Here is a 26415-nt window from a genome sequence, read left to right on the forward strand (position 1 = left end):
CGCGTTTTTGGCATCGGGCTTGCGCTATTGGGCACACCCATTGGGCGACACACACCCCGCACTAGGAGAACGCCATGAACGCCGTCACCAGCACCAAGCCGATGTCCACCGACCCGCAGTCCATCTTCAAGAAGCGCTACGCCAACTTCATCGGCGGCGCGTGGGTCGAGCCGAAGAGCGGCCAGTACTTCGACAACATCACGCCGGTGACCGGCAAGGCCTTCACCCAGATCCCGCGCTCCAACGCGCAGGACGTGGACGCCGCGCTGGATGCCGCGCATGCCGCCAAGGACGCCTGGGGCGCCACCTCGCCGACCGAGCGCGCCAACATCCTGCTGAAGATCGCCGACCGCATCGAGGCCAACCTCGAGCTGCTGGCCTACGCGGAGACCTGGGACAACGGCAAGCCGATCCGCGAGACGCTCAACGCCGACGTGCCGCTGTGCGCCGACCACTTCCGCTACTTCGCCGGCGTGCTGCGCGCGCAGGAAGGCAGCATCTCGGAGATCGACAAGGACACCATCGCCTATCACTTCCACGAGCCGCTGGGCGTGGTCGGCCAGATCATCCCGTGGAACTTCCCGCTGCTGATGGCGTGCTGGAAGCTGTCCCCGGCGCTGGCCGCCGGCAACTGCGTGGTGCTCAAGCCGGCCGAGCAGACCCCGGCCTCGATCCTGGTGCTGATGGAAGTCATCGGCGACCTTCTGCCGCCGGGCGTGCTCAACGTGGTCAACGGCTTCGGCCTGGAGGCGGGCAAGCCGCTGGCCTCCAGCCCGCGCATCGCCAAGATCGCCTTCACCGGCGAGACCACCACCGGCCGGCTGATCATGCAGTACGCCTCGCAGAACCTGATCCCCGTGACGCTGGAGCTGGGCGGCAAGTCGCCCAACATCTTCTTCGCCGACGTGATGGCCGAGGACGACGATTTCCTGGACAAGGCGGTGGAGGGCTTCGTGCTGTTCGCCTTCAACCAGGGCGAGGTCTGCACCTGCCCCTCGCGCGCGCTGATCCAGGAATCGATCTACGAGAAATTCATGGAGAAGGTCATCGCCCGCGTGGAGGCGATCAAGCAGGGCAATCCGCTGGACCCCAACACCATGATCGGCGCGCAGGCCTCCGGCGAGCAGCTGGAGAAGATCCTGTCCTACATCGACATCGGCAAGCAGGAAGGCGCGCAGGTCCTCACCGGCGGTGCGCAGAACAAGCTGCCGGGCGAGCTGGAGGGCGGCTTCTACGTCAAGCCGACCGTGTTCAAGGGCCACAACAAGATGCGCATCTTCCAGGAGGAGATCTTCGGGCCGGTGGTGTCGGTGACGACCTTCAAGGACGAGGCCGAGGCGCTGGCCATCGCCAACGACACGCTCTACGGCCTGGGCGCCGGCGTGTGGAGCCGCGATGCCTCGCGCCTGTACCGCATGGGCCGCGCGATCCAGGCCGGCCGCGTGTGGACCAACTGCTATCACGCCTACCCGGCGCATGCGGCCTTCGGCGGCTACAAGCAGTCGGGCATCGGCCGCGAGACGCACAAGATGATGCTCGACCACTACCAGCAGACCAAGAACCTGCTGGTGAGCTACTCGCCGAAGAAGCTCGGCTTCTTCTGACCGGTTGGAAGGATCGCATCGCACCTCCCCGCGTCGGGATGCGATCCATCGCCGCGGTGCGCCGACCTGACCCCAGGCCGGCGCGACACGGCCCCTGCAACCGCGCTCAAGGAGCTCCACATGGCCGTCTGCAACGACGACCAGCGGCGAAGCGGTGTCCGGCACGTGCCGGCCGCTGCCCGTCCTCGCACCCCGTCTTCCACCCATTGCCCGCAGCGGATGCCGTCGCGGCGCGCGCTGTGCCGTGCGCTGGCGCTGGCCCTGCTTGGAGCCTGCCCTGCCCTCATGCCCGCGCTGGCCGCCGACACCGCCACACCCGGCATCACCACGCTGCCCACGCTCGACGTGGTCGGCGTGACGCCCAATGGCGATGCCACGCTGCCGGCGGACAAGTCGCCCTATCCGGTGCGTGGGCTGGATGCGGACCAGCTGGACCGTATGACCTCGGTCGACCTGACCGAGGCCATGGATCGCCAGGTGGCCGGCATCAGCCTCAACAGCGTGCAGGGCAATCCGCTGCAGCCCGATGTGCAGTTCCGCGGCTTCACCGGCTCGCCGCTGCTGGGCATCGCCCAGGGCATCGCGGTCTACCAGGACGGCGTGCGCGTCAACGAGGTCTTCGGCGACACGGTCAACTGGGACCTGCTGCCGCAGCAGGGCATCGACCGGCTGGACCTGGTCACCGGCGCCAATCCGGTGTTCGGCCTGAACACGCTGGGCGGGGCGATCGTGCTGCGGTCCAAGAACGGCTTCGACGATCCGGGCACGGCGCTGTCGTATGAGGCCGGTTCGTTCGGCCGCGAGGTGGCCAGCGTCGAGTCCGGCGGCAACAACGGCACGCTGGGCTACTACGTGCTGGCCGACCATCTGTACGAACAGGGCTGGCGCGATCTCTCGCCCACCCACGCGCGCCATTACATGGCCAACTTCGGCTGGCGCGGCGAACGCGCCGCGCTGGATCTGGACCTGGCCAAGGCCAGGACCAATCTCACCGGCAACGGCGCGCAGTCGATCCAGGCCATGCGCCGCGACTACGCCAGCATCTTCACCGCGCCGGACCAGACGCAGAACGACCTGACCCAGGCCAGCCTGCACGGCCGTTACGACATCGCCGACGACCTGGTGCTGAGCGCGATGGCCTACCAGCGCACGGTCAAGACGCGCTCGTTCAACGGCGACACCAGCGACGCGGAAGCCTGCGAGGACGATCCCGCCTTCCTGTGCGAGGACGAGGACGACCAGGGCCAGCAGGCCTTCGTCACCGACCAGAACGGTGATCCGGTCTCCTCCGAGTACGACGCGGTGAACAACATCGGCCGCCGCCGCCAGCGCGCGCACGGCGGCAACGTGCAGCTGGTGTTCTCGCGCCCGCTCGGCGGCCACGACAACCAGCTGGTGCTCGGCGGCGACTGGCTCAGCGGCAACGTGCGCTATTCCAGCATCGTCGCGCCGGCGGTGCTGCTGGAGGACCGCAGCACCTCTCGCGATTCGGGCCTGCAGATTCCCGATCAGGCGCTGGACGTGTTCGCCAGCACGCGCACCTACGCCTGGTACGCCACCGACACCTTCAGCCTCACCGACGCGCTGGCGCTGACCCTCTCGGCCCGCTACAACCACACCCGCACGCGCATCGCCGATCGCTCGGGCGAGAACCCGGACCTCAACGGCGAGCACACGTTCTCGCGCCTGAATCCGGCCGCGGGCCTGGCCTGGAAGTTGAGCACTTCGCTCACCGCCTATGGCAGCTACAGCGAGTCCACCCGCGCGCCCACGCCGGTGGAACTGACCTGCTCGGACGAGGACGCGCCGTGCAAGCTGCCCAACCAGTTCGTCGCCGATCCGCCGCTCGACCAGGTGGTGGCCAAGAGCTGGGAGGCCGGCCTGCGCGGCCGCGGCGCCGGCGTGCAGTGGCAGGCGGGGGTGTTCCGCACCACCAGCCATGACGACATCCTGTTCCAGGCCGTCGGTGGGGCGACCTCCAACGAGGGCTTCTTCGCCAATGTCGGCGACACCCGCCGCCAGGGCCTGGAGCTGTCCGCGCAGGGCCGCCTGGCGGGCGACCGGGTGGAGTGGTCGGCCAGCTATGTGTGGCTGGATGCGACCTACCAGGACGGCTTCACCGAGAACGCGGTCCACAACCCGCAGGCCGACGCCGACGGGCAGATCACCGTGCAGCGCGGCGATCGCATCCCGGGCCTGTCGCGGCACCAGCTCAAGGCCGGGGTCGAGTTCGCGCTGAGCGACACCCTGCGCATCGGCATCGATGGCCAGTACCGCAGCAACCAGTACCTGCGCGGCGACGAGTCCAACCAGCTCGCGCCGCTCGGCGGCTATGCGCTGTTCGGCCTGCACGCGCGCTGGGACGTGACCCCGCGCCTGCAGCTGAGCGCGCGCATCGAGAACCTCACCGGCAAGCGCTACGCCAGCTTCGGCACGTTGGGCGAGCCGGGCGACGTCTTCCCCGGGGATTCCGATCCCCGGTTCCTGGGGCCGGGCGCCCCGCGCGGTGGCTGGGTCGGGGCCCGCTACCGCTTCTAGTCCACCGCATCCCCAAGGCAACCCATTACCCAGGAGAGCGACACATGCACATCCATCGTCCCACCACCCAGGCGCTCAAGGCGCTGGCCGTGGCCAGCGTGCTGGCCTGCAGCGGCGCGGCCAGCGCCGCCGATGCCCCGTATGCCCCGGTGACCGACGCGCGCCTGAAGGCCGCCGCCAGCGACAGCGGCTGGCTGATGTACCGCCGCGACTACACCAGCCGCGGCTATGCGCCGTTCAAGACCATCGACACCGGCAACGTGGCCAACCTCAAGCCGGCCTGGGACTGGAAGAGCGAGTTCGACATGGGCCACGAGGCCCCGCCGATCGTCAACGGCGACTATCTGTTCATCACCACGCCGAAGAACCACCTGATCGCCTTCCAGGCCAGCACCGGCAAGAAGCTGTGGGAGTACGCCCACGACCTGTCCAACGTCGGCCTGAAGACCATCTGCTGCGACGTGGTCAACCGCGGCGTGGCGCTGTACGAGGACAAGGTCTACGTGGCCACCCTGGACAACCACGTGGTCGCGCTGAACGCGCAGACCGGCGACGTGGCCTGGAACGAGCAGCTCAACGCGCCCGACGTGGGCTATGCGATGACCCTGGCCCCGCTGGTGGTCAAGGGCAAGGTGATCGTCGGCGTGTCCGGCGGCGAGTACGGCGCGCGCGGCTTCATCGAGGCGCTGGACGCCAAGACCGGCAAGCAGGTGTGGAAGCTGCACACCATCCCGCTGCCGGGCGAGCCGGGCGGCGACACCTGGCCCAAGGGCGCGGCCGAGACCGGCGGCGGCGCGGCCTGGCTGACCGGCAGCTACGACGCCGACACCGACACGCTGTTCTGGGGCGTGGGCAATCCTGGCCCGTGGCTGGCCACGCTGCGCCCGGGCGACAACCTGTACACCGACTCGGTCATCGCGGTGAACCCGGCCGACGGCAAGATCAAGTGGCACTACCAGTACACGCCCAACGACACCTGGGACTACGACGGCACCAACGAGACGGTGCTGACCGACATCACCTACAAGGGCAAGAAGTACAAGGCCATCGTCAGCGCCAGCCGCAACGGCTGGTTCTATGCGATCGACCGCACCAACGGCAAGCTGATCTATGCCGAGAAGTTCGCCACGGCCACCTCGGTCAGCGGCTTCAAGGACGGCAAGCCGGTCACCGATCCGGCGATGCGCCCGACCGTGGACAAGGAAGTGTTCACCTGCCCCAGCTTCCTGGGCGGCAAGAACTGGTGGCCGATCTCGGTCAGCCCCGACACGCGCATGGCCTACGTGCCGACCCTGCACACCTGCATGACCATGAAGGGCGCGGCGGTCAGCTACAAGGCCGGCCTGCCGTTCCTGGGCGAGACCTTCCTAGTCAAGCGCGACCCGGCCTTCCCCAACCACTGGGGCGCGGTGCAGGCGATCGATCTGAACACCGGCAAGCAGGTCTGGAACTTCCCGTCCGAGCTGCCGTGGAACGGCGGCATGTTGACCACCGCCGGCGGCCTGCTGTTCTCCGGCAGCGCCGATGGCTACCTGTACGCCTTCGACGCCAAGACCGGCAAGGTCCTGTGGAAGAGCCCGCAGATGGCCTCCGGCGTGCTAGGCGTGCCCTCCACCTGGACCGTCAACGGCAAGCAGTACGTCGGCGTGTACGCGGGCTGGGGCGGCGGCGTGCCGATCTGGGGCGGCGAGATGGCCAAGGACCCGAAGGTCCGCAACATCCCGCTCGGCGGCCACCTGTACGTGTTCTCGCTGTAAGCATTCGCACCCCGGAGCCAGGCCATGAAACACACCCCGCACCCCACCCTCCTCCGTTCCGTCGTGTCGCTGGCGCTGTGCGCCAGCGGCATCGGCGCCGCCCAGGCCGCCGTCTCGGTCTGCGTGGACAGCTCCAGCCCGACCGCGGCGATGGACAAGGCCATCGCCGCGGCCGTGGCCAAGCAGCAGAAGACCACCTTGTCGGTGCACGAGTTCGACGGCACCGGCGATGACGACGAAGGCTTCGACCTGAAGGAGTTCAACAAGCTGGCGGCCAAGGACTGCCAGCTGGTGCTCGGCTTCCCGGTCGATGCCAGCGCCTCGGGCGTGCCCGAGGGCCTCAAGGCCACCGCCGCCTACGGGCGCACTGGCTTCGTGCTGGTCACCCCGCACGGCAGCCAGGCCCGCTCGCTGGCCACGCTGCCGGCGGGCAGCCCGGTCGCGGTGACCTACCAGACCACGCCCAACCTGTACTTCGCCGATTACCCGAAGCTGCAGGCCGACGTGCACCTGACCAACGACGACGCCATCGAGGCGCTGGAGCAGCACAAGGTCGGTGCGGCCATGCTGTGGCGTCCGGCGGTGGTCGGCTGGCTGAGCGCGCACAAGGACGCCGCGCCGTTCGACTACGCCGAGCTGGACGAGCCGCATGCGCGCTGGAACCTGGTGGCCTTGTACGACCCGGCCAACGCCGCGGCCGCGCAGGCCTTCGAGGCCAGCGTCGCCACGCTCGGCGCCGACGGCACGCTGGGCAGGCTGCTGGATCCCTACGCGGTGCTGGCCACGCCACAAGGCAACGGCAAGGCGCAGGCCAACGCGACCACGCAGGCGATGTTCAGGCGCGGCGCGCAGTTGGCCTGGAATGGCGCCGGCCCAGGCCCCGCGGCGGCCGCTACGGCCGCGGCCGGCGATGCGCCCAAGCTGTTCACCGCCGCGCAGGCCGACAAGGGCAAGCAGGAATACGCCGACAACTGCGCGCTGTGCCACGGCGACACGCTGGGCGGCCGCGCCGGCCCGGCGCTGAAGGGCAAGCACTTCGCCAACCCGGCGGCGGGCTTCCACGTGGGCGACATCTTCACCATCGTCTCGCAGAACATGCCCGCCACCCAGCCGGCCAGCCTGGACCATGACACCTACGCCAACATCATGGCCTTCATCCTGCAGGAGAACGGCTACCCGGCCGGCGACAAGCCGCTGACCTTCGACGAGGCCAAGGCCTCCAAGGAGCCGCTGGTCTACCGCGGCAACGAGCCGTAAGCGCAACGCCGCCGCGACGGCCATCCCGTCGCGGCGGTCGCCTCACCGCCCCGTCGACGGCGCTCCCCGCGCTCCGTCGATCCCCGGCCCTGCGCCGGGCGAGCCGGGCAACGTCCGATCCCGACGGACGCACGCCACGCAGCACCCAGGCAGCCCGCACGACGCCAACGGCGACGTGCGCCAGCCGCCGCTTTGCCTGACGCCCGCTCGCCCTGCGGCCGTGCGCCAGGTCCAACCGACGCCGGCCGCGGCATCGACCGGCCCAACGACGTGCATCCCGGGGAGGGAACTGACATGAGCAAGCAAGCACACGCCCGCCAACACCGCCATCGCCACCTGCCGCTGCGCCTGCTGTCGGCCGGCCTGCTGGTGGCCGCGCTGCCGGCCGCCCAGGCGGTGGAGATGACCGCTGGCGACTGGAAGATCGATGTGGGCGGTTACATCAACGCGTACTACACCTCGGTCAGCTGCGGCAGTGAGACCGTCGGCGGCCTGGCACTGGCCGGCCGCGCGCTGGGCTGCGGCGGCGAATCCAGCCGCACCACGATCGGCAACGGCCTGCTGCCCAACGCGCTGGTGACCAAGTTCTCCACCGAGCAGGAGGGCTACCAGCTCGGCGGCACGATCGGGATCATGGCCCACACCGCCACCGACAGCGCCATCGACGCCAACAGCGGCGTGGACGTGCGCCAGGCCTTCTTCACCATCGGCAACGACCGGATCGGCAGCTTCAAGCTGGGCCGCGACTACGGCGTGTTCGGCTCCAACGCGATCCTGAGCGACATGACGCTGATGGGCGTGGGCGCGCCGGTGCAGGCGACCCAGCGCGGCCGCGTCTCGCTGGGCCATATCGGCGCCGGCTACACCTACCTGGGCAACTACGGCCAGATCGCCTGGACCTCGCCAGCGGCCGGCGGCTTCAGCGCCACCGTCGCGGTGGTGAGCCCGGTCGGCAACAACGGCGCCTACGAGGCCAAGTCGGTGCCGCAGGTGCAGGCGCAGCTGCTGTGGAAGAACGACAACTTCAAGGCCTGGGTCGGCGCCAAGACCCAGCGCTTCTACAACCGCCTGGACGAGGACGATCAGTTCACCATGCGCGGCTTCGAGGCCGGCGCCGCGGTGACGGCCGGGCGCTTCGGCGGGCTGGTCAACGTCCAGACCGGCACCGGCCTGGGCATCCTGGCCGATGGCGACCAGCAGGACACCAAGTCCACCAACTGGCTGGCGCAGGGCACCTTCGGCCTGACCGACAAGGTCAAGCTGGGCGCCAACTACGGCATCAGCCGCAACCGCGACCAGACGCCCGGCACCGGCGGGCTGAAGTCCAACGCCAATGCGACGCTGGGCGTGTACTGGCAGCTCACCAAGGCGGTGACGCTGGCCCTGGAGGGCGGGCGCACCCGTTCGGAAGCCTTCGACGGCACCACCGTGGACATGAACGGCGGTTCGGTCGGCGGCATCATCTTCTTCTAGCGTTCCACCCCACGCCGTGCGCATCCGCGGGGGGTGCGTGCGGCGTGGGTCCTACCGAGCGCAAGCCGCTCCATCCCCGCTTCCCCCGCACGACACGAGGACCCAACCCGATGCGCAAGCTGATCCCCACCCTGCTGTTGCTGTGCCTGGCCTGCCTAGCCCCGACCGCGTTCGCCAAGACCTGCAACGTCGCCATCAGCGGCGACGATGCGATGAAGTTCGACAAGACCGAGATCCGGATCGACGCGGCCTGCACCCAGGTGAGCGTGACCCTGACCCACACCGGCAAGCTGGCCGCCAACGTGATGGGCCACGACTGGGTGCTGGCCAAGACCGCCGACATGGCCGGCATCGATGCCGATGGCATGAAGGCCGGCATGGCCGCCGGGTTCATCAAGGCCGGCGACGAGCGCGTGATCGCCCACACCAAGGTGATCGGCGGCGGTCAGCGCGACACGGTGACCTTCTCCACGTCCAAGCTGACCAAGGGCGGCGACTACAGCTTCTTCTGCTCCTTCCCGGGCCACTCCACGCTGATGAAGGGCAAGTTCGTCTTCGGCTGAGCCGCGTTGCATGCACCAGGGTCGGGAATTGTCCGGTCGGGGAATTGACCGGGATCAAGGCGGGGGCCGATGCGTCGGCCTAGCCTGCGGCTGGAGACACCCCCACAGGAGCTGTGAATCCCATGAACAAGACGATGAAAGCCGCCGTGGTCCGCGCGTTCGGCCAGCCGCTGGCGATCGAGGAAGTGGCCGTGCCGCGGCCCAGGGCCGGCGATCTGCTGGTCAAGATCGAAGCCTGCGGCGTGTGCCACACCGACCTGCACGCGGCCGAGGGCGACTGGCCGGTCAAGCCCAACCCGCCCTTCATCCCCGGCCACGAGGGCGTGGGCCACGTCGTGGCCGTCGGCGAGGGCGTCACCCACGTCAAGGAAGGCGACCGCGTCGGCATCCCGTGGCTGTACTCGGCCTGCGGCCACTGCGAGCACTGCCTGGGCGGCTGGGAGACGCTGTGCGAGGCGCAGCAGAACACCGGCTACTCGGTCAACGGCGGCTTCGCCGAATACGCGTTGGCCAACGCCGGCTATGTCGGCCATCTGCCGAAGAACGTCGGCTTCGTCGAGGTCGCGCCGATCCTGTGCGCCGGCGTCACCGTGTACAAGGGCCTGAAGGTCACCGACACCCGGCCCGGCAACTGGGTGGTGATCTCCGGCATCGGCGGCCTGGGTCACATGGCGGTGCAGTACGCCAAGGCGATGGGGCTGAACGTGGCCGCGGTGGACGTGGACGACGCCAAGCTGGCGCTGGCCACGCGCCTGGGCGCGACGGTGACGGTCAACGCGCGCACCACCGATCCGGTGGCGTACCTGAAGAAGGAGATCGGCGGCGCGCACGGCGCACTGGTCACGGCGGTCTCGCCGAAGGCCTTCGAGCAGGCCATCGGCATGGTCCGCCGCGGCGGCACGGTCTCGCTCAACGGCCTGCCGCCGGGCCAGTTCCCGCTGGACATCTTCGGCATGGTGCTCAACGGGGTGACCGTGCGCGGCTCCATCGTCGGAACGCGCCTGGACCTGCAGGAGTCGCTGGAGTTCGCCCAGGCCGGCAAGGTCGCCGCGACGGTGACCACCGACACGCTGGACAACATCAACGCGGTGTTCGCCAGGATGCACGCCGGCCAGATCGAAGGCCGGGTGGTGCTGGACATGGCGGCATAACAGGCCATGCTTGCGCACCACGCGCGCCTGCCGGGATCCGCGTCGCGCACGCGGATCTTCACCCTTGCGGTGGACCGGCGTGTTCTCCTTGTCGCGTGCGCCCGGCCTGCCGACGCACGCGCCACCCGCGCAGCCCGAGGCTGCGCGGTGCGCCTTCTTTCCTTCCCCATGATGCCTTGACGTTGATGACCCGTTTTCGCCCGACTTCGCTGCACGCGGCCTGCCTGGCCGCGCTGTCCGCCTCCGCCCCTGCCCTGGCCGACGAGCCCGCCGCGCCAACCGATGCGCTCACCCTGGATCGCATCGTGGTGACCACGCGCCTGGAGCGCGTCCCGGCCTTCCGCGTGCCCGCGTCGGTGTCGAGCATCGACCTGGGCGAAGGCGGCCACAACGACGTCAACCTGTCCGACGAGCTGCAGGGCGTGCCCGGCATCCTGGCGCGCGACCGGCAGAACTACGCCCAGGACACGCAGCTGTCGGTGCGCGGCTTCGGCGCGCGCACCACCTTCGGCGTGCGCGGCATCCGCCTGTATGCCGACGGTATCCCGGCGGCGATGCCCGACGGCCAGGGCCAGGTCTCGCACTTCAACCTGCTCGGCGGCGGCCGCGTGGACGTGCTGCGCGGGCCGTTCTCGGCGCTGTACGGCAATTCCTCCGGCGGGGTGATCCAGCTGTGGAGCGCCGCGCCGACCCAGGCGCCCGAGCTCACGGTGCAGACCACCTATGGCCGCGACGACAGCTGGACCGCCGGCGCCCGCGTGCGCGGCACCGCCGGCGCGGTGGGCTACAACGTGGCCGTGCAGCGCTTCATGACCGACGGCTATCGCCAGCACAGCGCGGCAGACCGCGATTCGGGCAATGCCAAGTTCACCTTCGATCTGGGCGGCGCCGGCACGCTGGACCTGGTCGGCAACGCCTTCCGCAGCGATGCGCAGGATCCGCTGGGCCTGACCAAGGCGCAGGTCGACGCCGACCGCACCCAGGCCACGCCGCAGGCCGATCAGTACGACACCCGCAAGTCGGTGCAGCAGAACCAGCTTGGCGCGCTCTACACCCTGCCGCTGAGCGCGCAGCAGACCGTACGCGTGTCCGCCTGGGGCGGCAACCGCAAGGTGGTGCAGTACCAGTCCATTCCCGCCGCGACCCAGACCAATCCCCTGCAGGCCGGCGGCGTGATCGACCTGGACAGCGACTACGGCGGCACCGACGGGCGCTGGTCGTGGCAGGGCGAGGCGGCCGGGCGGCCGCTCGAGTTCACCGCCGGCACCAATTTCGAGAAGCAGCGCCAGCAGCGGCGCGGCTACGAGAACTTCGTCGGCAGCACGCTGGGCGTGCGCGGCCGGCTGCGCCGCAACGAGCGCGATGTGGTCGAGAACTTCGACCAGTACGCGCAGGCGTACTGGGAATTCGTGCCGCGCCTGTCGCTGCTGGCCGGCCTGCGCCATAGCCAGGTGCGCTTCTCCTCGCGCGACTTCTACATCACCGCCGGCAACCCGGACGACAGCGGCCGGCGCACCTATTCGGAGACCACGCCGGTGGCCGGCCTGAGCTTCGCCGCGCGCGAGGACCTGAGCCTGTACGTGTCGGCCGGGCGCGGCTTCGAGACGCCGACCTTCAACGAGATCGGCTACCGCGCCGATGGCGGCGCGGGGCTGGCCTTCGACCTGCAGCCCTCGATCAGCCGCAATGTCGAGCTGGGCGCCAAGTGGCATGCCCAGTCCGGCGCGCATGCCGAGCTGGCGCTGTTCCGCGCCAACACCGACGACGAGCTGGCCGTGGCCCGCAACGTCGGCGGCCGCAGCAGCTATCGCAACGTCGGCAGCGCGCGCCGCCAGGGCGTGGAGCTGAGCGCCGGCCTGCCGCTGGCGCAGGACTGGTCGCTGGACCTGGCCTATACCTATCTGGACGCCACCTTCCGCGACAGCTTCCCGATCTGCACCGCCGCCGGCTGCAACAACCCCACCACCCTGGTGGCCGCAGGCACGCGTATCCCCGGCACCTCGCGCAACCAGCTCAACGCGACCCTGGGCTGGCGCCACGGCGACTGGAGCGCGCAGCTGGACGGCGAAGGCGTGGGCGATGTCACCGTCAACGACGCCGGCACCGCGCGCGCGCCGGGGTACTTCCTGGTCGGGCTCGAGGCCGGCTATCGCTGGCGCTACGCCAGCGGCGCGCTGAAGGGCTTCGTGCGCGTGGACAATGCGCTGGACCAGCGCTACATCGGCTCGGTCATCGTCAACGAAGGCAATGGCCGCTACTACGAACCCGGCCCGGGCCGCGGCGTCATGGTCGGCGCACGCTGGACCTGGGGCGGCGACGGCTGATCGCCCCCCACCCAACCCATCAGGAGCCCGTCATGGACACCCGCCAGGTCATCGCCACCCTGCCCGCCCTGCAGCTGATCGAGCGGCTGCGGGGCCGCCACGGCCCGGTGCTGTTCCACCAGTCCGGCGGCTGCTGCGACGGCTCCTCGCCGATGTGCTACCCGGTCGACGACTTCATCGTCGGCGACCGCGACGTGCGTCTGGGCGAGATCGGCGGGGCGGATTTCTATATCAGCCCCTCGCAGTTCGAATACTGGAAGCACACCCAGCTGATCATCGATGTGGTGCCCGGGCGCGGCGGGATGTTCTCGCTGGACAACGGCGAAGGGGTGCGCTTCCTGGTGCGCTCGCGCCTGTTCGCGGATGAGGAGTTCGAGGCATTGCAGGCGGAGGGGAAGGTTTAGGTTCTGCCTGCTTTTTCGCGTAGGGGGGCAGCAAGCCCGCACGCGTGGGGTTTTTTTAGGGCAAGCGCTTTCGTGCCGCTTCGCGGCCCGACCTACTTTTCTTTGCTTGTGCAAAGAAAAGTAGGCAAAAGAAGCGCTTTTCCACAGACGAATGTCTGGTCAAGCACACCCCGGGTGGCACGCCCGCTTCGCGGGTCCGCTGCGGAGCGAGGGATTTTCCAAGGGGACATCCTGTCCCCTCGGAAAACGCCGCACATCCCTGTGCGGCGCCCCCGTATCAAGTCCGGGGCAGGCTCTACGGGTCTTGTCCTCGCCCCTCCGCCGTGCCTTACGGGGGGGTTTGAAGCCGCCAGCAAAAGCGAGGAGCGAACAGCAACGTCCCTGGATTCCCGCGTTCGCGGGAATGACGATCTGAAAGGATTGCTTCGGCTGTTGCTTCAGCTGTTGCTGTTGCTGTTGCTGTTGCTGTTGCTGTTGCTGTTGCTGTTGCTGTTGCTGTTGCTCGAGAGCTTGCGCTTCGCTCCACCTGTCCGAGCCGTAAAGCACGCCGAGCACCGCAGCGAAGCAGGGCCGAAGAGGCGCCCTGTTTGAGCGAAGCGAGTTTGGGCGCCGGGCCCTGCTTTGCGAGGAGCACAGGGGACCGACGCGTAGCGTCGGCGTGCGTCCGGCGAGAAGCGGTTTTGGCTACTTTTGACAAGACAAAAGTAGCTCGCGCCCGTAGGCGCGAAAGCCTTTGCATCAAGCGCGCCGCAGGCGCGTGCCCCTAAAACTCAAAACGCTGAAGGCATGTGCGCCCAAGCACGCCCTCAGAACCGCACAAAGTACGGCACCCCCATCAACACCACCCCCATCACGAACGTCACCCAAGCGCTATCCACAAACCACGTGAACACCCCCAGCGCCAAGCCACACAACGCCGGCACCAGCGCCCGCTGCCGCACCCCATACACCAGATAGCCGCTTCCGATCGCGCCGAACAGCAACCCCCACACCAGATTCGCGGTGTCCATGGCGCGCGCGCCGCTAGCCGAGCGGCACGCGATGCGCCGCGTCGGCGCCGACCACCGTGGTCCACGGCCTCACCGTCCAGCTCGCGACGATGCCCTCGACCACGTAGGGATCGCCTTCGGCGAAACGCCGCGCGGCACTGTCGTCCTCGCCCTGGAACAGCAGCAGCGCCGACTCGGGCGGATCGCCGACCGCGCCGCCCAGCACCAGCTCCCCGCGCGCCACCGCCTGGCGCGCATAGGCCAGATGGGCGGCCCGATGCAGCGGGCGGCGCTGCAGGTAGTCCGCGGCGGTCTGGTAGAACAGCAGGAAGTGCATGGGCGGCTCCGGCGGGGCGGGCGCCCAGTGTGGTCTCCGGCCAGGCCGGCTTCAATCGCGCCGCGCGGCTGAATGGTGTCGCCCGCAACCACCGCAGGATGGGACAAACCCGCGCCGTTGCGCGCTCTGCGCTTGCCCGCGCCTGCTACGATTGGCGCCCTTTCGCGCGCCGGGGGCCATCGCCGCCGGCACGCGGAACGCGCCGCGTCGCGCCCCCTTCCTCCCGCCATGTCGAGTCACGCCGTGTCTTCTTTTGCATCCGTTGAACAGGTCCCGGGCGATCCCATCCTGGGCCTGACCGAGGCCTACAACCACGATCCCCGCCCGGGCAAGGTCAATCTGGGCGTGGGCATCTACTACGACGAAACCGGCCGCATCCCGCTGCTCAAGGCCGTGGCCAAGGTCGAGGAAGCCCTGGCGCTGGAAGCCAAGCCGCGCGGCTACCTGCCGATCGACGGCCTGCCGGCCTACACCCAGGCCACCCGCGAGCTGCTGTTCGGCAAGGATTCGCCGCTGTTGGCCGCCGGCCGCGTGGCCACCACCCAGACCGTCGGCGGCAGCGGTGCGCTGCGCGTGGGCGCCGAGACCCTGCGCAAGCTGCTGCCGCACGCCACCCTGGCGCTGAGCAAGCCCTCGTGGGAGAACCACCGCGCCGTGTTCGAGGCCGCCGGCTTCGAGGTCGGCGAGTACACCTATTTCGACGCGGCCACCCACGGGGTGGACTTCGCCGGCATGCTCGCCGACCTGAAGGCGCTCAAGCCCAAGACCACCGTGCTGCTGCACGCGTGCTGCCACAACCCCACCGGCGCCGACCTCACCGTCGAGCAGTGGAAGCAGGTGGCGCAGGTGTTGAAGGACGGCGACCTGTTCCCCTTCATCGACCTGGCCTACCAGGGCTTCGACAAGGGCATCCGCGAGGACTCGGCCGCGCTGCAGGTGATCGTCGACGCCGGCATCAGCGACTTCATCGTCGCCAGCTCGTATTCCAAGTCGTTCTCGCTGTATGGCGAGCGCGTGGGCGCGCTGTCGATCGTGGCGGCCACCGCCGAGCAGGCCAAGGCCGTCCAGTCGCACGTCAAGCGCATCATCCGCACCATCTACTCCAGCCCGTCCACGCACGGCGCCGCCCTGGTGGCCGGCGTGCTGAACAACCCGGAGCTGCGCGCGGAGTGGGAAGACGAGCTGACCGCCATGCGCGAGCGCATCCATTCGCTGCGCGCGGGCCTGGTGCAGAAGCTGGCCGACGCCGGCGCCGGCGACTTCGGCTTCATCTCCAAGCAGGCCGGCATGTTCAGCTACTCGGGCCTGACCAAGGACCAGGTGGACCGCCTGCGCGAGGAACACGCCATCTACGCCATCGGCTCCGGCCGCATCTGCGTGGCCGCGCTCAACGCCGGCAACCTGGAGCGCGTCGCCCAGGCCATCGCCCAGGTTGTTAAGGGCTAGTCGTGCGTGGGTGGGGCGAGGAGTGAGGAGTGAGGAGTGAGCGGATGTCTCACTTCTCACCTCTCACTCACCGTCATTCCCGCGAAAGCGGGAATCCATGGACGTTAGCTGCCGCTTGAAAGGCACTGGGTTCCCGCGTTCGCGGGAATGACGGGGTTGAGCATCGCGCTTGGATGTCGGAAGCGAGCTCAGTCAGGAAGCGGGCGCCGAGTGGGAAGGTGCGCGCACGCGGGGCGCTTGCTCGCTCTTTTGCAATCTCAGCGCCACCTGCCCAGTGCCGCCTCGGAGCTCACCATCGTCGTTACCGCGAAAGCGGGAACCCAGGGACTTTCGCGCCGAAGCGCCAACGTCCATGGATTCCCGCGTTCGCGGGAATGGCGGCGTTGGGCATCGTGTTTGAATGTCGGAAGCAGGCGCTGAGGCGCGGAAGGCCACGCAGATTCGCGCACACGCGGCTCCTGCTCACTCCTCTCCACTCACTCCTCCCTTCAGCCCCCGCCCATCTCCGCCTACCCCTACACCCACCCGCGCCCTCGCGGCGTCTGGCCGATGCCGGGGTTGAAGCGGTTGGTCGGGTCGAGCTGGCGGTAGAAGGCGGCCAGCGCCGGCTTGGCGCGGTAGAGGTGGCCGACGTTGTGTTCGGCCGGGTACTCGGCGCCGCGCGCATCCAGGCGCTTCCACATCGCATGCTCGATCGCCAGCGGGTCGCTGCCCTTGCGCGCGATGTAGTCCTGGTGGAACACGTGGCAGAAGAAGTGGCCGTAGTAGAGCTTGGCGATGAGTTGGGCATCCAGCTGCGCGGGCAGGGTTTCGACCCAGTCGCGGTCGTCGCGGCGCAGGGCGATGTCGAGCGCGACGATGTCCTCGACGCGGTCGCGGTGCACCTGGCGGTAGCGGATCGCCGCGCCGGCGATGGCGAAGCGATGCAGGAAGGCCTTGCGGCCTTCCTCCGCATCGCACTGGAACCAGTCGCCCTCGCACGTGGCGAAGTAGACGCGCAGGAAGGCGGCGGTCGCCTCGGCGCTGTCGCGCGCCACGCGGATCAGCAGGTGGTGCTCGAAACGCGCGCGGAACTCGCTCATGCGCCGCGGCAGGTGAGGCGGCAGCAGGCCGGCCAGGCGCTGCAGCGCGCGGTCGCTGATCCCGTGCAGCCCGAGCCGCTCGAAGAACGCATCGACCCGGCTCTTCAGCGCGAACGCCCTGGGCACGCGCGCGGTGCCGAGGCGGTCGATCAGCAGGAAGGTGTCCTTGCCGTAGCGCTCGCCGATGTCGTAGGCGTCGCGATGGATGTACTCGCCGGCCACCGGCAGCGACGGCAGCGCGGTCAGCAGATGGCGGCGCACGGCGGTGAGGTCGTCCGGCGCGTTGCTGCCGACGTAGAACACCACCGTGTCCTCCATCGGGAAGGTATCCAGGCGCACGGCGAACAGCGCCAGCCTGCCGGCCGAGCCCGAGGCCTCGTGCAGCCGCGTCGGGTCGGCGTTGAAGCGCGCCGGCGTGGCGGCATCGACCTGGCGCACATGCGCGGCATAGGTGTGGTCCGAGGCGGCCCTGGTCGGATCGTTGACGATATCGGCCGCGGTGTAGCGCCCGGCCTGCAGCCGCGTGAGCATGTCCTCCGGGTCCTCGCCCAGCGCGATGCCTAAGTGGTTGACCAGGCGCAGCACGCCGTCGGCGCCCAGCTGCGCGTACAGGGCCAGCTCGGTATAGGCCGGGCCGCGCCGCACCAGCGCACCGCCGGAGTTGTTGCACACCCCGCCCAGCACCGAGGCGCCGATGCAGGACGAACCGATCACCGAATGCGGTTCGCGCCCCAGCGGCGCCAGCGCGCGCTCCAGCGCATCCAGCGTGGCGCCGGGCAGGCACACCACCTGGGCACCGTCGTTGATCAGCTGCACCCCGGTCAGGCGCAGCGTGCTGATCAGCAGGACCGGGCGCTCGTAGTCCTCACCATCGGGCGTCGAGCCGCCGGTCAGGCCGGTATTGGCGGCCTGCAGGATCACGATCACATCGGCGGCCACGGCGGCCTGCAGCACGCGCCACTGCTCGACCAGCGTGCCCGGCTGGACCACCGCCAGCACCGGCCCTTCGCCGAAGCGCTGGCCCTTGCGGAAGCGGCGCGTGCGCTTGTCGTCGGTCAGCACGTGGCGGCGGCAGACGATGCCGCGCAACGTGTCCAGCAGGGCCGCGTCGCCATGCGCGCTCACGGCAGGCGGTCGGCCGGCAGCGCGTCGGCGGGCACCAGCATGTGCGGGCCCATGTCGGCGATGCTGCGCGTGCTGGTGAGCGTCATGGCCACGCGCATTTCCTTCTCGATCAGGCCCAGCAGATGCTCCACGCCTGCGCCGCCGGCCGCGGCCAGCGCGTACAGCCAGGCCCGGCCCAGCAGCACCGCGTCGGCGCCCAGGGCGAGCATGCGCACCACGTCCAGGCCGGTGCGGATGCCGGAGTCGGCCAGCAGCTTGATGTCGCCCTTGACCGCATCGGCGATCGCCGGCAGCGCGCGTGCGCTGGACAGCACGCCGTCGAGCTGGCGCCCGCCGTGGTTGGACACCACGATGCCGTCGGCGCCGAAGCGCACCGCGTCGCGCGCGTCGTCCGCATCGAGGATGCCCTTGATCAGCATCGGGCCCTTCCAGAACTCGCGGATCCACTCCAGATCCTTCCACGAGATCGAAGGATCGAAGTTGGCCGCCAGCCAGCCGATGTAGTCCTCCAGCCCGGTCGGCTTGCCCAGGTAGCGCGAGACGTTGCCCAGGTCGTGCGGGCGGCCGTGCAGGCCCACGTCCCAGGCCCAGCGCGGATGGGTCAGCGATTGCCAGTAGCGGCGCAGCGCCGCGTGCGGCCCGCTCATGCCCGAGTGCATGTCGCGATAGCGCGCGCCGGGCACCGGCATGTCCACGGTGAACACCAGCGTCCTGACGCCGGCGGCCTGCGCGCGCTCCAGCGCGTGGCGCATGAAGCCGCGGTCCTTGAGCACGTACAGCTGGAACCACATCGGCCGCGTCAGCGTCGGCGCGACCTCCTCGATGGGGCACACCGAGACGGTGGACAGGGTGAAGGGGATGCCCTTGCGCGCGGCGGCCTGCGCGGCCTGGACCTCGCCGCGGCGGGCGAACATGCCGGTCAGGCCGACCGGCCCCAGCACCACGGGCATGGCGAGGGTCTCGCCGAACAGCGTGGTCGACAGGTCCAGCTGCGACATGTCCTTGAGCACGCGCTGGCGCAGCGCGATCTCGCCCAGGTCAGTCACGTTGCGCGCCAGCGTGCGCTCGGCGTAGGCGCCGCCGTCGGCGTAGTGGAACAGGAACGGCGGCAGCCGGCGCTGCGCGGCGGCGCGGTAATCGGTGGAGGAGGCGATGATCATGGCAGCGGGCGGTCCGGCGGGAGGCGCGAGGCGCGGGCGCGACGCGCCTCATCCTCGTCGAGGGTCTTGAGGGAGCCGTGCACGAAGGCCAGGTGCTCGTGCGCGGCATGGCGCGCGCGGTCGGCATCGCCGGCCAGCACCGCGTCCTTCAGCGCGCGGTGCTGGGCCAGCAGCGGTGCGAAGGTTTGCGGCGAGGTGTAGAGCTTCTCGCGGTTCTGCGAGATGTTGGACTGCAGCAGCCGGAACAGCGCGCGCATGACCTGCAGCAGCACCAGGTTGTGCGAGGCCTCGGCGATGGCCAGGTGGAAGTCCGCATCGGCCTGGGCCTGGCGGGCCGCGTCGCCCTGCTCGTGCGCGGCAAGCAGCGCCTCGAAGGCGGTAGCGATGCGCGCGCGATCGGACTCGGTCGCGCGCTGGGCGGCATGCCAGGCGGTCGCGCCTTCCAGCGCGTGGCGGATCTCCAGCACGTCGAAGCGGTATTCCGGGTCGCCCTGGAACAGCGGCAGATACGGCGCCAGCTGCGCATCCAGGGCCGCGTCCAGCGGCGCCGGCGCGCGCACATAGGTGCCGCCGCCGACCCGGCTGACCAGCAGGCCCTGGCTGGCCAGCTGGGCGATGCCCTCGCGCAGGGCCGAGCGCGAGACCGCCAGCTCGAGGGCCAGGGCGCGTTCGGCCGGCAGGCGTTCGCCGGGCTTGAGCCCGCGGCGGTCGATCAGCGCGCGCAGCTGGGCCGCCACGCGGTCGGGGACGCGCTCGGCCGGGCGCGTGGCGACGGGCAGGGCATCAGCGGACAGGGGGTGGGATCGGGGCATGGCAGGACTCGCGGCGGTGGCCGGGCGCCCTCGCCCGTCCCATCGGCCGGTGGCGCGCCGCACTTGCGTGCGATTGCCACTCAATTGGCCATACCAAATAGCGCTCGGCCTGGCCTAAATTAGGCGCTCACGACTCGATCGGTGTCAATCACGAAGATTGCTTTCTCAATAGGTCCGACCAATCACCATACTCCGGGCCACACCTTCCACGTCCGGCGGGCGTGCGCGTCCCAGGCCGCGCCGAAGGCCTGGGCCAGCACCGCTTCCTCCACCCGCATGCGGCGGGCGAAGGCCGCCGTCGCCGCCAGCGCGATCACCGCCAGCGAGGCCCAGCTGCCCAGGCCCACGCCCAGGCCGTAGAAGCACGCCAGCGCGCCGGTGTAGGACGGATGGCGCAGCCAGCGATACGGCCCGGCGGTGATCAGCGCATGGCCAGGCTGGATGCCGACGTCCACGGTGAACTGCCGCCCCAGCACCGCGATCGCCCACAGCCGGAACGCCAGCCCGCCGACCACCATCGCCGTGCCGGTCCACAGCAGCGGCACGCGCCAGTCCGGCGGCCAGCGGCCGATGCCCAGCACGCTCAGCACCACGCCGACGAAGATCGCCGCATACAGCACCGTCCACAGCATGCGCAGCGTGCCGGCATCGCGCGCCGGATCGTCCTGGCTGCGGCGCCGGTGGCTGATGAACACTTCCACCGCCCACCACGCGGCGCAGGCGATCCAGAACAGCAGCTGCGGCAGGTCGAGCCTCATCGTCTGATTCTCCTTCGGTCAGTGGGCTAGAACGGCGGGCAGTGCTGACAGAATGACCAGCCAGTGCAGGATGAGCCCCGGCCACAGTCGCCTGCAGATCAGAAACAGCGCGCAGAACACCAGACCCCAGGTGAAGAACCAGCCGAACTGGCTGACGGACTTCAGCCCATGCTGCGCAACGAACGCCAGCGAGGCCAGCACGCACGCAACCGCGATCCCCACACCGCGGCGACGCAGGCCCCGTAGCGCGAAGCCGCGATACACCAGCTCCTCGCACAGACCTCCCAGCAGCCCCATCACGACGTAGATCAGTCGCGCCTGCCATGTGCGCGGCGCCAGGTTCGCCAGATCGGACAACTGCGCCGGATCCACCGCGGGACCATGCCTCAGCGCCCACTCCACGCCGCCTACCAGCGCGAACGCGCACACCAGGTATGCCGCGATCAGCCAGGCCGTGGCGCGCCGGCCGAGTGCCCAGCCGATGTCGCGCCAGGACCAGCCCGCCTTCCCCAGGATCACCCGCAACAGCGCGATCTGCACCGCGTACCAGCAGGCGGCGACGGAGAAGACGACCGCCTGCGCATCCCAATGCGCGGCCTCCATCGCCGGCCGCTGCAACAGCAGCAGCGACACCAGGAACGACCCTAGCGGAAAACCCAGCAGGACGTAGACCATCGATGCGGTCGGCATGGTTGGGCGAGGCATGGCGGTCGCCATGTGAGACACCGGGGCGGTCTGCGAGAGGAGGACCCAGCATCGGCCGCAAATCGGATCCAGGGCATGGCCGGTCGTCATGACCAGGACCTGCCGGAAGTCACGACTTGTCGCCGGCCCATTGCCGGTGGCGCGGGGGCGGGCGAGCATCGGTCCATGCGACCGACCCTGCGCGAGTTCTTCGAGCCCCTCAACATCGCCGGCCTGATCACCATCGCCGCGGTGACGCTGTCGTTCGGCTTCGAGGCCGACGGCGGCGTGCTGCGCTGGTGGTTGCTGGGCGGCTTCGCCGGGCTGTTCATCGCCTACGACTGGATCAAGGGCCACGCGGTCCTGCGCGATGCGGCGCTGTGCGTGCAGGCGGCGCTGGCGCTGTGGCTGGTGTACCTGGAACCGCGCGCCGGCACCGCGCCGGTGCTGCTGGTGATGCTGGTGGCGCATGCGGCCATGTGCTGGCGGCCGGCGGTGGTGCTGGCCTTTGGCGTGGCGATCAATGTGGGCCTGTACCTGACGCTGGATGCGGTGGGCGTCAGGCGGCAGTGGCTGATGGTGGTCATCTACGCCAGCTTCCAGGCGTTCTCGGCGCTGGTGGCCTATTACGCGCGCAATGCCGAACGCACGCGCGACGCGCTGGCCCTGGTCAATGCCGACCTGCTGGCCACGCGCGCGCTGCTGGCCGACAGCGCGCGCGACGCCGAGCGCCTGCGCGTGGCGCGCGAGCTGCACGACGTGGCCGGGCACAAGCTCACCGCGATGAAGCTCAACCTGCGTGCGCTGGCGGGCGACCCCGCCTTGGCCGAACGCAGCGAGGTGCGCATCGCCCAGCAGCTGTCCAGCGAGCTGCTCGACGACATCCGCAGCGTGGTCCAGGCCCTGCGCGACACGCGCGGGCTGGACCTGCATACCGCGCTGCGCGCGCTGGCCGCGCCGCTGCCGCGCCCGGCGCTGGCGCTGGACATCGCCGCCGACGCCACCGTCACCGACCCGGCGCTGGCCGAGACCCTGCTGCGCGTGGTGCAGGAGGCCCTGACCAACACCGCCCGCCACACCGATGCCGACACGCTGCACGTGCGCCTGACGCGCGAAGGCGAGGCGCTGCTGCTGCGCATCGAGGACAACGGCCAGCGCGCCGCGCGCCTGCGCGAAGGCAACGGCCTGTCCGGCATGCGCGAGCGCATCGCCGCCGCGCGCGGCCGCCTGGACATCGATCTCAACCCCCACGGCGCGCTGCGCCTGACCGCCAGGATTCCCGCATGAGCCCCTCCGCTTCCATCACTGTCGCGTTGGCTGACGATCAGGCGCTGGTGCGCGCCGGCCTGCGCGCGCTGTTGCAGCAGCAGGGCATCGCGGTGGCGTTCGAGGTCAGCGATGGCGCCGAGCTGATCGAGCGCCTGGCCGCCCAGCCGGTGGACGTGGTGCTCAGCGACATCCGCATGCCCGGGGTGGACGGCATCGAGGCGCTGACCCGGCTGCGCGCGGCCGGCGATACCACCCCGCTGCTGCTGCTGACCACCTTCGACGATGCCGACCTGCTGCTGCGCGCGACCGAGGCCGGTGCGCAGGGCTTCCTGCTCAAGGACGCCGCGCCGGAGGATCTGCGCGATGCCATTGTGCGCGTGGCCGGCGGCGACACGCTGCTGCAGCCGGTCAGCACCGAGCCGGTGCGCGCGCGCTATGCCTACCGCGAGCAGGACGCCCCGCGCGAGCCGTTCAACGAGCGCGAGGTGGCGATCCTGCGGCTGCTGGCCGGCGGGTATTCCAACAAGGAGATCGCGCGCACGCTGTTCCTGGCCGAAGGCACGGTGAAGAACTACGTCTCGGTGATCCTGGACAAGCTCGGCACGCGCGACCGCACCCGGGCGGTGCTCAAGGCGATCACGCTGCGGGTGATTTGAGGCTGCATCGGGCGTCAGAGAGATCGGCAAGTACCGCTTCTGCCCCCTCCCTTGCGAAGCAGGGGAGGGCTTGGCTTTTGCTCTTTGCTTTTGCTGTCGCTGTTACCTGCGGCAAGATGCAACAGCAACACCAACCCCAACAGCAAAGGCCAACCCCTCCCCAGCCCTCCCCTTCGCTGCGCGAAAGGGAGGGGGCAAGAGCGACGGCGGGTGCGTCGCCAGACGACGAGATCCGTCGCTGACATATCCGCGGTCACACGATTGCGGCGACAATGCCGGCCCCACGTCGCCCGAAGGTCCCCACCACGATGCAGCCCGTCACCCTGACCCGCTACCTGGTCGAAGAACAGCGCGCCGGCCGTATCAGCGCCGAACTGCGCCAGCTGATTTCCGTCGTCGTGCGCGCCTGCACCAGCATCTCGGTGGCGGTGAGCAAGGGCGCGCTGGGCGGTGTGCTGGGCGAGGCCGGCACCGGCAACGTGCAGGGCGAGGCGCAGAAGAAGCTGGACGTGATCAGCAACGACATCCTGCTGGAAGCCAACGCCTGGGGCGGCCACCTGGCCGCCTGCGCCTCGGAGGAGATGGACCATGCCATGCCGGTGCCGGACGAGTATCCGCACGGCGAGTTCCTGCTGCTGTTCGACCCGCTGGACGGCAGCTCCAACATCGACGTCAACGTCTCGGTGGGCACCATCTTCTCGGTGCTGCGCTGCCCGAAGGATCATGTCGAATCGCCCACCGACGCCGACTTCCTGCAGCCCGGCCGCGACCAGGTCGCCGCCGGCTACTGCATCTACGGGCCGCAGACCATGCTCGTGCTGACCACCGGCCACGGCACCCACGGCTTCACCCTGGATCGCGAGCAGGGCCTGTTCGTGCTGACCCAGCCGCGCATGCAGGTGCCCGCGCAGACCGCCGAGTTCGCCGTCAACATGTCCAACCAGCGCCACTGGGAGCCGCAGATGCAGGCCTACGTGGCCGACCTGCTGGCCGGCCAGGATGGTCCGCGCGGCAAGGACTTCAACATGCGCTGGATCGCCTCGATGGTGGCCGACGTGCATCGCATCCTGACCCGCGGCGGGATCTTCATCTATCCGCGCGACCTCAAGGACCCGTCCAAGGCCGGCAAGCTGCGCCTGATGTACGAGGCCAACCCGATGGGCCTGCTGATCGAGCAGGCCGGCGGCCTGGCCAGCACCGGCCGCGCCCGCATCCTGGACCTGCAGCCCGAACAGCTGCACCAGCGCGTGCCGGTGTTCATCGGCTCGCGCGAGGAAGTCGAGGCGGCCGAGCGCTATCACGCCGACTGAGAGCCTTGCGCCGCGGGCCGCGGATGACCGCCACCTGACGTCGGCGTCAGCTTCCTGAGACAATCCCGGGCTTCCGGCCGCGTCCAGGCGGCGTCCGAACAGGTGTTGGTCCCATGGCTTCAGCTTCCCCGCGCCGCGATGTCGGCCCCTTCGCGCTCATGCTCACCGGCCTGGGCTCGATCATCGGCTCGGGCTGGCTGTTCGGCGCCTGGCGCGCGGCGGGCCTGGCCGGTCCGGGCGCGATCTGGGCCTGGGTGTTCGGCGCGGCGATCATCACCACCATCGCCCTGACCTACGCCGAGCTGGGCGCGATGTTCCCCGAATCCGGCGGCATGGTGCGCTACAGCCACTATTCGCACGGCGCCCTGGTGGGCTTCATCGCCGGCTGGGCCAACTGGATCGCCATCGTCTCGGTGATCCCGGTCGAGGCCGAGGCCTCGGTTCAGTACATGGCGTCCTGGCCCTATCCCTGGGCGCAGGCGCTCTACATGCATCTGCCCAACGGCCAGGGCGAGCTGGCCGAGCCCGGGCTGCTGATCGCCGCCGCGCTGGTGCTGGTGTACTTCTTCCTCAACTTCTGGAGCGTCAAGCTCTTCGCCCACTCCAACACGGCCATCACCGTGTTCAAGCTGGTGGTGCCGGCGGCCACCGGCGTGGCGCTGATCGCCAGCGGCTTCCACCAGGAGAACTTCTCGGTCGGCGTGCACGGCGGGCGCGACACGCTGGACCTGGCGGCGGTGCTGACCGCGGTGGCCACGGCCGGCATCGTGTTCAGCTTCAACGGCTTCCAGAGCCCGGTGAACCTGGCCGGCGAGGCGCGCAACCCGGGCCGCAGCATCCCCTTCGCCGTGCTCGGCTCGATCGCGCTGGCCACGGTGATCTACCTGATCCTGCAGGTGGCCTACCTGGGCGCGGTGCCGCCGGACCTGCTGGCCAAGGCCGGCTGGCACGGCATCGACTTCCGCTCGCCGTTCGCCGAGCTGGCGATCATCGTCAACCTGCACTGGCTGGCGATGCTGCTCTACGCCGATGCCTTCATCAGCCCCTCGGGCACCGGCATCACCTACACCGCCACCACCTCGCGCATGATCTACGGCATGGAGCGCAACGGCACCCTGCCGGCGCTGCTGGGCCGGCTGCATCCGCGCTGGGGCGTGCCGCGCCCGGCGATGTGGCTGAACCTGGTGGTGTCCTACCTGTTCCTGTTCTTCTTCCGCGGCTGGGGCACGCTGGCGGCGGTGATCTCGGTGGCGACGATCATCTCCTACCTCACCGGTCCGGTCAGCGCGATGGCGCTGCGCCGCAGCGCGCCGGACCTGCCGCGTCCGCTGCGCCTGCCCGGCCTGCCGCTGCTGGCCGGCGTGGCCTTCGTCATGGCCACCGAGCTGCTGTACTGGGCGCGCTGGCCGCTGACCGGGGAGATCATCCTGCTGATGGCCGTGGCCCTGCCGGTCTACGCCTGGTCGCAGCACCGCCGCGGCTGGCCGGACCTGCGCCGCCAGCTGCGCGGCGCGGCCTGGCTGCTGACCTACCTGCCGGCGGTGGCGCTGCTGTCCTGGGGCGGCAGCACCACCTTCGGCGGCCACGGCTACCTGAGCTACGGCATGGACCTGGCCGTGGTGGCGGTGGTGGGCGTGGTGTTCTACCTGTGGGGCGTGCGCGCCGGCTGGCGCACCCCGGCGCTGGGCGAGGCCACCAGCCGCTGAGCGCTGCTAT

Annotated in this window: 22 protein-coding genes; 15 read left to right on the plus strand and 7 right to left on the minus strand. The window is 69.8% G+C overall.

The genetic code is table 11. The features are described from left to right. Nucleotides 1–74 precede the first annotated feature (74 nt). The 10 genes from adh to WFQ05_RS06465 all read left to right on the plus strand — a co-directional run bounded on the left by adh (nucleotide 75) and on the right by WFQ05_RS06465 (nucleotide 13662). The gene (gene adh / locus WFQ05_RS06420; protein WP_337053147.1) at nucleotides 75–1604 is read left to right on the plus strand and encodes an aldehyde dehydrogenase; all 1530 of its coding nucleotides are present in this window, start codon (nucleotides 75–77) and stop codon (nucleotides 1602–1604) included. Between the two features lie 285 nt (nucleotides 1605–1889). Next, nucleotides 1890–4142 (plus strand): TonB-dependent receptor, encoded by a 2253-nt coding sequence (locus tag WFQ05_RS06425; RefSeq protein WP_337053148.1) that lies wholly within the window; start codon nucleotides 1890–1892, stop codon nucleotides 4140–4142. A gap of 44 nt (nucleotides 4143–4186) precedes the next feature. Further along, a complete protein-coding gene (locus WFQ05_RS06430; protein WP_337053149.1) occupies nucleotides 4187–5899 on the plus strand; it encodes a methanol/ethanol family PQQ-dependent dehydrogenase in 1713 nt (570 codons plus the stop codon). Nucleotides 5900–5923: 24 nt separating this feature from the next. Next, complete coding sequence (locus WFQ05_RS06435) at nucleotides 5924–7156, plus strand: cytochrome c (RefSeq protein WP_337053150.1); 1233 nt, start codon at nucleotides 5924–5926, stop codon at nucleotides 7154–7156. Nucleotides 7157–7450: 294 nt separating this feature from the next. Continuing rightward, a complete protein-coding gene (locus WFQ05_RS06440; protein ID WP_337053151.1) occupies nucleotides 7451–8629 on the plus strand; it encodes a porin in 1179 nt (392 codons plus the stop codon). Between the two features lie 110 nt (nucleotides 8630–8739). Continuing rightward, entirely contained in the window at nucleotides 8740–9192 is a 453-nt protein-coding gene (azu, locus tag WFQ05_RS06445) for an azurin (protein WP_130532263.1), read from the plus strand. Between the two features lie 122 nt (nucleotides 9193–9314). After that, nucleotides 9315–10343: an alcohol dehydrogenase AdhP gene (gene adhP, locus WFQ05_RS06450; RefSeq protein WP_130532262.1), complete on the plus strand. Its 1029-nt coding sequence runs from the start codon at nucleotides 9315–9317 to the stop codon at nucleotides 10341–10343. Between the two features lie 185 nt (nucleotides 10344–10528). Then, nucleotides 10529–12667 (plus strand): TonB-dependent receptor, encoded by a 2139-nt coding sequence (locus WFQ05_RS06455; RefSeq protein WP_337053152.1) that lies wholly within the window; start codon nucleotides 10529–10531, stop codon nucleotides 12665–12667. A 32-nt stretch (nucleotides 12668–12699) separates the two neighbouring features. Continuing rightward, on the plus strand, nucleotides 12700–13071 hold the full coding sequence (locus WFQ05_RS06460) for a DUF779 domain-containing protein (RefSeq protein ID WP_337053153.1): 372 nt from the start codon (nucleotides 12700–12702) through the stop codon (nucleotides 13069–13071). Nucleotides 13072–13503: 432 nt separating this feature from the next. Further along, a complete protein-coding gene (locus WFQ05_RS06465) occupies nucleotides 13504–13662 on the plus strand; it encodes a hypothetical protein (RefSeq protein ID WP_337053154.1) in 159 nt (52 codons plus the stop codon). 215 nt (nucleotides 13663–13877) lie between these two features. Here WFQ05_RS06465 and WFQ05_RS06470 read toward each other — a convergent pair whose 3' ends face one another. Then, the gene (locus WFQ05_RS06470; RefSeq protein ID WP_337053156.1) at nucleotides 13878–14081 is read right to left on the minus strand and encodes a hypothetical protein; all 204 of its coding nucleotides are present in this window, start codon (nucleotides 14079–14081) and stop codon (nucleotides 13878–13880) included. 13 nt (nucleotides 14082–14094) lie between these two features. After that, entirely contained in the window at nucleotides 14095–14397 is a 303-nt protein-coding gene (locus WFQ05_RS06475; RefSeq protein ID WP_130532259.1) for a YciI-like protein, read from the minus strand. A 243-nt stretch (nucleotides 14398–14640) separates the two neighbouring features. On the opposite strand from WFQ05_RS06475, the gene WFQ05_RS06480 reads away from it, so the two are divergent. Beyond that, entirely contained in the window at nucleotides 14641–15843 is a 1203-nt protein-coding gene (locus tag WFQ05_RS06480; RefSeq protein WP_130524103.1) for an amino acid aminotransferase, read from the plus strand. 515 nt (nucleotides 15844–16358) lie between these two features. Here WFQ05_RS06480 and dld read toward each other — a convergent pair. From dld to WFQ05_RS06505, 5 genes are all read right to left on the minus strand, one after another. Continuing rightward, nucleotides 16359–18050 (minus strand): D-lactate dehydrogenase, encoded by a 1692-nt coding sequence (gene dld / locus WFQ05_RS06485; RefSeq protein WP_337053159.1) that lies wholly within the window; start codon nucleotides 18048–18050, stop codon nucleotides 16359–16361. Further along, the gene (gene lldD, locus WFQ05_RS06490; protein WP_337053160.1) at nucleotides 18047–19210 is read right to left on the minus strand and encodes an FMN-dependent L-lactate dehydrogenase LldD; all 1164 of its coding nucleotides are present in this window, start codon (nucleotides 19208–19210) and stop codon (nucleotides 18047–18049) included. The genes dld and lldD overlap by 4 nt, the downstream gene beginning before the upstream one ends. After that, nucleotides 19207–20022 (minus strand): transcriptional regulator LldR, encoded by an 816-nt coding sequence (gene lldR / locus WFQ05_RS06495; protein WP_337053162.1) that lies wholly within the window; start codon nucleotides 20020–20022, stop codon nucleotides 19207–19209. Before lldR ends, lldD begins: the two co-directional genes overlap by 4 nt. A gap of 182 nt (nucleotides 20023–20204) precedes the next feature. Then, on the minus strand, nucleotides 20205–20780 hold the full coding sequence (locus WFQ05_RS06500; protein ID WP_337053164.1) for an isoprenylcysteine carboxylmethyltransferase family protein: 576 nt from the start codon (nucleotides 20778–20780) through the stop codon (nucleotides 20205–20207). 18 nt (nucleotides 20781–20798) lie between these two features. Further along, a complete protein-coding gene (locus WFQ05_RS06505) occupies nucleotides 20799–21497 on the minus strand; it encodes a CPBP family intramembrane glutamic endopeptidase (RefSeq protein WP_337053165.1) in 699 nt (232 codons plus the stop codon). Nucleotides 21498–21560: 63 nt separating this feature from the next. Here WFQ05_RS06505 and WFQ05_RS06510 point away from each other — a divergent pair, with 63 nt between their 5' ends. The 4 genes from WFQ05_RS06510 (at nucleotide 21561) to WFQ05_RS06525 (ending at nucleotide 26405) form a co-directional block, all read left to right on the plus strand. Continuing rightward, nucleotides 21561–22751, plus strand: a complete 1191-nt coding sequence (locus WFQ05_RS06510; protein ID WP_337053166.1) for a histidine kinase — start codon at nucleotides 21561–21563, stop codon at nucleotides 22749–22751. Continuing rightward, nucleotides 22748–23389, plus strand: a complete 642-nt coding sequence (locus WFQ05_RS06515) for a response regulator transcription factor (protein ID WP_337053167.1) — start codon at nucleotides 22748–22750, stop codon at nucleotides 23387–23389. Before WFQ05_RS06510 ends, WFQ05_RS06515 begins: the two co-directional genes overlap by 4 nt. A gap of 308 nt (nucleotides 23390–23697) precedes the next feature. Further along, a complete protein-coding gene (locus tag WFQ05_RS06520) occupies nucleotides 23698–24699 on the plus strand; it encodes a class 1 fructose-bisphosphatase (protein ID WP_130524111.1) in 1002 nt (333 codons plus the stop codon). Nucleotides 24700–24812: 113 nt separating this feature from the next. After that, on the plus strand, nucleotides 24813–26405 hold the full coding sequence (locus tag WFQ05_RS06525) for an APC family permease (RefSeq protein WP_337053168.1): 1593 nt from the start codon (nucleotides 24813–24815) through the stop codon (nucleotides 26403–26405). Nucleotides 26406–26415 lie beyond the last annotated feature (10 nt).

It is taken from the genome of Pseudoxanthomonas sp. USHLN014, from assembly GCF_037153335.1.
Classification (GTDB): Bacteria; Pseudomonadota; Gammaproteobacteria; order Xanthomonadales; family Xanthomonadaceae; genus Pseudoxanthomonas_A; species Pseudoxanthomonas_A winnipegensis.